Annotated in this window: 8 protein-coding genes; 1 reads left to right on the forward strand and 7 read right to left on the reverse strand. The window is 29.6% G+C overall.

Translation table 11 applies throughout. From position 1 onward, the window contains the following. Positions 1-105: 105 nt before the first annotated feature. The 7 genes from ACJDU8_RS24595 to ACJDU8_RS24625 form a co-directional block, all read right to left on the reverse strand. Positions 106-300 carry an alpha/beta-type small acid-soluble spore protein gene (locus ACJDU8_RS24595; protein WP_406794825.1) on the reverse strand — a complete coding sequence of 65 codons (195 nt, stop codon included), beginning with the start codon at positions 298-300 and terminating at the stop codon, positions 106-108. A 698-nt stretch (positions 301-998) separates the two neighbouring features. Continuing rightward, positions 999-1,268 carry a hypothetical protein gene (locus tag ACJDU8_RS24600; RefSeq protein ID WP_406794826.1) on the reverse strand — a complete coding sequence of 90 codons (270 nt, stop codon included), beginning with the start codon at positions 1,266-1,268 and terminating at the stop codon, positions 999-1,001. Beyond that, positions 1,258-1,527: an AbrB/MazE/SpoVT family DNA-binding domain-containing protein gene (locus ACJDU8_RS24605; protein ID WP_406794827.1), complete on the reverse strand. Its 270-nt coding sequence runs from the start codon at positions 1,525-1,527 to the stop codon at positions 1,258-1,260. The genes ACJDU8_RS24600 and ACJDU8_RS24605 overlap by 11 nt, the downstream gene beginning before the upstream one ends. 83 nt (positions 1,528-1,610) lie before the next feature. Next, complete coding sequence (locus ACJDU8_RS24610; RefSeq protein WP_406794828.1) at positions 1,611-2,189, reverse strand: tyrosine-type recombinase/integrase; 579 nt, start codon at positions 2,187-2,189, stop codon at positions 1,611-1,613. A 293-nt stretch (positions 2,190-2,482) separates the two neighbouring features. Further along, the gene (locus ACJDU8_RS24615) at positions 2,483-3,493 is read right to left on the reverse strand and encodes an AI-2E family transporter (RefSeq protein ID WP_406794829.1); all 1,011 of its coding nucleotides are present in this window, start codon (positions 3,491-3,493) and stop codon (positions 2,483-2,485) included. A gap of 366 nt (positions 3,494-3,859) precedes the next feature. Next, the gene (locus ACJDU8_RS24620) at positions 3,860-4,297 is read right to left on the reverse strand and encodes a hypothetical protein (RefSeq protein ID WP_406794830.1); all 438 of its coding nucleotides are present in this window, start codon (positions 4,295-4,297) and stop codon (positions 3,860-3,862) included. Between the two features lie 65 nt (positions 4,298-4,362). Further along, on the reverse strand, positions 4,363-5,055 hold the full coding sequence (locus tag ACJDU8_RS24625) for an RNA polymerase sigma factor (protein ID WP_406794831.1): 693 nt from the start codon (positions 5,053-5,055) through the stop codon (positions 4,363-4,365). Between the two features lie 682 nt (positions 5,056-5,737). On the opposite strand from ACJDU8_RS24625, the gene ACJDU8_RS24630 reads away from it, so the two are divergent. Then, the gene (locus tag ACJDU8_RS24630; protein WP_406794832.1) at positions 5,738-7,696 is read left to right on the forward strand and encodes a hypothetical protein; all 1,959 of its coding nucleotides are present in this window, start codon (positions 5,738-5,740) and stop codon (positions 7,694-7,696) included. Positions 7,697-7,985 lie beyond the last annotated feature (289 nt).

Here is a 7,985-nt window from a genome sequence, read left to right on the forward strand (position 1 = left end):
GGCTCCTGTTCAATACAGAAACCAGCTTATAATTGCCTAGCTTTTTTCAAAATGTCCTTGACATAGGGTCCATTTCAGTTCTCCCCACTAGGTCTCTTACTATATTTACTTTAAGTCCTGCTCATAAGCTTCAATCATTTTCTTAACCATATTACCACCTATAGAGCCAGCTTCTCTCGCTGTTAAATCTCCATTGTAGCCATTCTTTAAATTTACTCCAACTTCTTTAGCTGACTCCATTTTGAACTTATCTAGAGCTGCTCTAGCTTCTGGGATTACTAATTTATTGTTACGTGTCATAATTAACACTCCTTTATATAGTAATCTTCACTACTACATTTAAAGTTTGTGTATTTCTATAAAAAATACTCTAGGTAATTGAATCAATATTAGGAAATAGCTATAAGATAAATTACCTCTTCTTAAGCTTAGCTTTATCATCTTCCATGTAGTTACTATATTTATTGTCAAATTAACTACCATCTCAACTGCTCTTATATGTTTTTCTATGTCTTAACCAAAAGTGCCTTAATAAACTATTTAAACATCATAAGACACTTTTTCAACCTATTCATGCGGGCTTATGTTTATTTTTCTCTTTCTTTTTATATGTATTATTTAACTACAGTTTTATGATACTACAAAAACACACTAATAAATAAAGATAAATCATCATCATTTATCCTTATTTATTAATGTTCCATAAACGATATATTTTTACAACTGGAAGGCTTTATTTCTCTAGAATTCTGTTAGATTGATGGCTATGGGGTAATGCCATCAGTCGTGTCATGTACTGAAAAGCATATACCATATAAAGGAGCCTAAAAGTTATGGGCCACATGGTAGAATTAATATCCAGTATATGTCCTTAGCTAAAAACCCACATTAATACAAAAATAACTATAATTACTATCAAGGTTATATAAAATTTATTTTAATACTTTGTTTTTGATGCTAATTTCCTAATGTGATTTTTATTGACTACAATTCATAAATTAAGGATTACCTAATGTCTTATCATGTTTACCTATATTTCTTAACAATATGCCACCATCTATATACTGCCACGTTACCCTAATATCCATTGTAATTGTCATCTCGAAAATATTACCAGTACCCTGTATTCTCTTTATTCTTAAAGAAGGATGAAATTCAGCATATGGATGTTCAATAAATTTAGTAAATTGTTTTTTAAACGATTCTTTAATATTATTAGGCAGTTTTTTATACTCTCTTTTAAATTTATCAGTACGCTCAATTATCAAGATCTTCAAACAACTCCTGGGCGGAATTAAATTTTCTAGTATTTCCATTTGCTATATCTTTATCTGCCTGTTTTTCATCCTGCTGCCATTCTCCACTCCAAAACCATGCCTGATCCTTTGGAACTATAACTACTGGTTTAATTACAATCTTATTATCTTCAACATCAATATCTATAGAATCGCCAATTTTCAAATTAAGCTTTTTTATAATTTCCTTTGGAATTGTAACTTGTGATTTTTCTCTTAGTTGAGTAATCATGAAATCACCTTCTTAAATTATTATTTTCCTACTTTCTAACTTTATTATATATGTATTTTTAGTTATTGTATACAAAAATTTTATTAGAGTTCCACAAGACGATATACATCATCAATATCATCCTGGTTAATACCTAAATAAAGCTTAGTTATAGCCTGGTTACTGTGATTATATAGCTCCATGAGAATCGGTATAGGTACACCTTTCTTCCATGAGTGGTATCCAAATGTTTTGCGTAAGCTGTGGCAGCCAATGTGTTCTTTTATTCCAACTGCTTCACAGGTTCCCTTTATTATTTTTATAGCCATATAACGGGTAATTGGCCTATTTTCTCCCTCTCTACTCTTAAAAATGTATTCTTTATCACTTATATGTCCAAGTTTCTTTTTAAGCTTTAAAAGTGCCTCTACAGCATTTTTATTTAGTAGAAATTTTTTAATTTTACCAGTTTTCTTTTCCTTAACGTAAACATGGGTCTTAAATTGATTTTCTTCAAAATCAAATACATCTCCCCAGGCAAGTGAAAGTATATCTGATATTCTTAATGCTGAATTAAGTCCCAATACTATCAAAGCATAATTTCTCATGTTTCCTGATCCAATTAAATACTTCTTTAAATCATTTATTTTTTTAACTGTTCTTATAGGTTCTACCCTTTCCATTTTTACCTCCAGTTTATTACACTTATTATCTATATATATTATATTATGTGTAACTAAAAATTTCAATTTTATATTTCAAAACATAAAAAACAGGTATAAAACCTTATATATCAAGGCTTTATGCCTGTTTTGTGAGTTACACACAATAACGATTCTGTGTAATTAACCTTATTAAATTTTAAAAGTAAGAACTTTAACCAGCCTCTGCAAAACATCAAACCTAAACACTACACCTATGAAATCCCAACAATCAACATGAGCTATACCTCGCCCTGTACGGTATTAATTCACTGCTAACTTTCCGATATTTGCAGAATATCTAGTAAGAATACAAACAAAGGTATGCCTATAATCAACCCCCATATTCCCATGTAGTGCTGTGAAAAAATTAAAATTAAAAACACAAAGAATATAGGTAAATGGACTGATATGGACATCAATTTTGGTTTTATTATATAGTTTTCTAATAAATGTAGAACTCCAAAGATTACTAATACATCAATTACTTTAGGTATCCCTCCAAGACTAAAGGCTATTATCATAAAAGGCACAAGAGCTATAATAATTCCTGCTATAGGTATTAAGCTTAATATAAATAACATAACACCTAAACCTAAAACATCATCAAAACCCAAAAATGAAAGACATATGGATGCAACAACTGAATTTATTAGAGAAAGAATAGCCTGAACCTCCATTATTTTCCCAAAGGAATTTAAAAATTTTTTTCCTAGGTATTTATAATAATTATAAAAATAAGCTATTTTACTTTTTTCAATTTTTCTTGCAAAGGTTACTATTTGTTCCTGTTCTAAAATCAATAATAAGCTGAGTACAAAAGAAAATAAAATATTTACACTTAACTGCTCCATTTTAAGTACCCACTTTAAAATTAGACTTCCACTCTTACTGAGATAGGTGTTTATATTGGCTTGCTTTATAAGCCACATAACTCTACTGCCTAATATATTTTTATAATTGTTAACATTAAATTCTATAAGCTGTCTTCTTATAAAAAATAATTGCTTAATAACTGCGGGAATGCAATTGTAAAGAAGAAAGCATATTCCAAAAAGCACCAATATGTATATTAATATTGTCATAGCTCTCTTTTTAATTGGAAATATTTTATGTATAAACCTATAGATAAAGTTGATTGACTTATAAAATAAAAAAGAAAGAACAAAAGTTAAGAGAACTAATGTAAGCATGGTCTTTATAGAATAAAGTAAGATTATTAATAAAAATATTGCAAAAAGCTTTTTTATAAGATCTTCTGTAAAAACTTTCTTAAATAAATCCATTGATTATACATCCTTTTATTAAAATTAAAAAATCTATATTTATTATTATAAGTTTTTTTGTATTAGTTGTACAAGATAAAATTACCTTTACGATGGGATTAATGCCAGCATTATATTAAGTACAAGTTAGATATATATTAGGTTATTGCAAAAACATTAATTGAACAGAAGAAACCTAATGTCTAATATATAATAAAACATCTAATGAGATCACCCAAATTATGGAATACGCTTTACCCCTGTTGTCACAGATGCTCCCATTACCCAAAATATATATTCCTGACCTATACCTAAAATATGTCTTAAATTTCCTTTGTGGTCTATTATAATTTGTGTCCAATAACTCTTAGTATCTTGTTTTCATATTTATATTAGTTTTATCTGAATTTCACATTTTGTTTCATCCCATAGGGTTTCTTTTACTGTAAATCCATAAGCATGATTAAGTCCTTTAATCATGCTTTCTAAGGGATTAAGACAATAAATATCACAAGGTTTACCTGCACCATTTTTTTTGCAAAGACCATAAAGTTTACAAACTTTATTGGCAGCAATAAAACAATCTTTTTCTTTAATGATTTCCCATTTTGCACAATTAAAAATTTCGTTAAAATTCATGAAGACATCTTCTATACTTGTTACTTCCATATTTTCAACCAATTTGCTACCACATTTCATTTGTTCTTTTCGCTTCTCCTCAACAATTCGTGCCAATATCCCTTCTTTTGTATATCTATAAACAGAATCCGCCAATATTGCAACATAAAAATTCTCAAGGAATTTTATCTTTTTTTCAAGTTTCATACAAACTCCTCCTTAAAATACTATTCAAATACTTAGTGCAAAATCTTAAGAATTTGTGACTGGTATTATAAGTATTTATTCCAATAATTATATTGGGGCAATATTTGATTGGATTCAAAATATAAATTGGCTTTGCCAATGATTTTTCGAATTTTTTTGTATTCCTGTGGAAGATTAACTCCAATAACTAGATTTTTCATACGACACTTACATTTTCCATTGCAATTTTGCAAAATGCATTCACTACTCAAAAAATTTTTTAATTTTCGTCTACTACGAGAAACTATTTTACGTACACTGTCCTCTTTTTTATTAAATATTGTGGCAATTTCGGCATATGGTAATTGTACGATATCACGAAAAATATAAGCCAAACGATTTTCCTTATTCAAACACTGTAACACTCCACTAAGACATTTATCGCACATTTCTTTTACCCATATGCTTTCATCATGATCTCTAAATTCAGAACTTTTAAATTCTTCTTTTCTAAAATATTGTCTTAAGAATTTTGATGTATATAACCGTTCATTATTAATAAAACGTAAACTAACACGATATGTTATTGTGTATATCCAAGTTGATAATTTTGATTCTCCTTTAAACGAATGAATACTTTTTATTATTTCCAACCATACTTCTTGAGCAACGTCTTTAGCTATTTCTTCATGTTTCATCATTCTGCGGCAAATAGAAGAAACCATTGTTCCATAGTCGTTAATAAGTTTTTCAATTAAATAAAACTCCTCTTTTTCCATAAATTTCATATCCTTCCCATTTTAACTTATCACTAAACTAATTTTAGACTTTTTAAATTTTTTGACTAGGGCGTGTCTGAAAACTCAAAAATAAACAAATAAAATTGCTAAACAACAAAAAAGTAAGAGGAATATATACCAATGAAAGGCTATTTTGTGTTAGTAGATCACATTAATTAGACTGTTTGTATAGTAAAAAAATAGTTTTCAGACACGCCCTAGTCCTTAAACTACTAAATTTTAATTTTATAACCCTCAATTGCTGTAAATTACTCTAAATATTTGTAATATACTATTATTTAGAGGTTGCTTTGCCCCTGCTTACACCAATGCTGGCATTAGGCCAAAATATGCATTAGAAAATCCTCTTTGATTTCAATCCATTAAGACACATTAGCGTATAACATCAGGACAAACGAATGAAGAAAATAAATCTCATAATTTCAAAGTTAAATTTTTATCATGCGTTTGTTCTGTATATAGCATTATATTCCATGGAATTATTATCATAAATAATATATAATTAGAAGCATGTATAAATATTGGTTAATTAATAAAGTGAAAAATAAGCTTTAATTATAGAAGCTTTTTTAATATTTTTTATTAATACCATTTAATGTACAAGCAATAAACCTTACTGATAATTAAGGAGTAAAGATTGCCAAGAAAAGGGGGAATATAAATGGCAAATAAAAAAATATATATGGGATTGTCAAAGATTGCTATAGCTGCAATAATCGCAACTTCTTTAAGTGGAGTTGTTTATGCAAAAGATGGTGATATATACAAACTACCTGTAGCACCTTCTACTTCAGTTACAAATGAAGGTGGCATAGGTAACATAATACTTAATAAGTCATCTCTTATTGACCTTATAGTAAATATGAGTAAATATGGATATGAAGCAGGGAGTAAAATATATAAAGCATCAGATGCGAATGCTCAATGGAATGCGAATCCTACAGCAACATCAGCTACGATATATTCAAATATAGAAAAAAGTGATACAGCATTAAATTATACTCCTGTAGCAACTTCAAATACATTAGTTGGAACTTTCAGTAGTGTATTTGGACAAAGTTATGTTACTGCAACGCTTCCAACTGGAGCAACCATTAAGTCTGTAACATCAGATGGAACAGCACTAGCGTCTACAAGTTATAGCCTTAGCAGAAAAACATTAACAATATTAGGCGTTACTTCAGCAAATACTGTTACAATAACTACTGGTGATGGAACTGTTTATGCATTAGTAAATACTTCATCAACTGGTGGAACAACTACAACGATTCACAGAGTTGAGTTTGCTTCAGCTGGCCTAACAAAAACTGGAACTAACACAGTTGCATTCCAATACAAGGTAATAGATGAAAATGGTACAGATATTACCAAAATAGTTCCAGCCTCAGAAATAAGTGCAGTTGCATCTGTAAGCTCATCCATAGTCTTAGAGCCATCAACAGGAATAGGAACTATAACATTTAGTAATTCTTCTGATGTCGATAAACAAGTTATTGTTACATTATTCGAAATGGAATCTGGAACTTCAGTATATTTAGATACATCTAACCCTGGAACTGGTATAAAGGGAGATTCAAAGGTTAGTAAAATCATGATAACTTCAACTACATTAGATCTTTATTCATCTAGTACTAGTGGTGTAGATAATGGGTATGCAACTTATAAGGTATTGGATCAATACGGAAATGATATAACAACTTCTGCGTTAGCGCAGGATATTACTTGGACATGTAATATAGGAACTATTACAGCAAGTAACGGTGTGTTAACAGTTTCACCTTTTATTAGTGGCAGCACCTTAACAAAATATGCTACTACTACAATAGCTGCAACTGACCAATCAACAGGAACTACAACAAGTGCCAATTTAACAGTACCTCAAAGTCAGACAACTTTAAGTAACATAACGTTAAATAATTTATATTGTACAAATAATGCTAATGCAGTATTAACTGATGGAGATACTACGGATTCATTCTATATAGACTATACAGCAACAGATTCCACTGGAAATACAACTAAAAGTTATGACTTAATAAATGCGGGATTAGTGAAAGACGATGACGGAAATGTACAAATAGTTTCTTCTGACCCAACATGCTTACAAGTTCAATTAGTTAGGGATCCAAATAATTATAATAATGCAGCAATACAGGTTAGTCCTAAAGCAGGTGATCTTGTGGCAGATCAGCCAATAAATATTACAGTGTCCACATTAAACGGTAAAACATCAACTATTGATTTAACATTAAAGAAAAAATTAATGGTAGACACACTTACTTTAATAGCTCCAAGTCACTCAGTGGCTGCTGGTGATACAGATGTAAATATTCCATTTAAAGCTTATGATCAAAACGGCAATGCACTAACTAAATATAGTGATATTAATGATAATACAGTAATACTAACAAGTGATATTTCAAGTGTTACTGGTATTGACAAGAATTTAGATATTATTCAAAACCCAGATGGAACTGCATCAATCGAGATAAAGAAAATTCCAGCGTTAATAGGTACCCTTACTTCTCAAACACATACGATACAAGCCATTATACCAAACAATGGAAAATTCAGTACCTTAAATATAGTAGTTCATGCAGCAGCCGTTTCAAATAAGTGATTATAAATGCATTAAAAAAGATTTAACGTAAGCGGAAATTATCAGGTGTATAGGCGTAAAAATAAACGACCATTCATTAGAGTGGCCGTAATTTGTTGCTATTATGATATTATAACGAATAACTGCAAATTCAGTTACTTATTTTGGAAATGTGTGCTAGATATCTTATTGTATTTAGACAATACAATAAAAAAGTAAGCACCTTATATGATAGGCACTTACTTTTATCAGTATTCATTATTTTTTCGGAGACTAAATAATATACGAACTTCTGGCAGTTGCACTTTAA

This window comes from Candidatus Clostridium eludens, assembly GCF_045310515.1.
Lineage (GTDB): Bacteria > Bacillota > Clostridia > Clostridiales > Clostridiaceae > Clostridium_B > Clostridium_B eludens.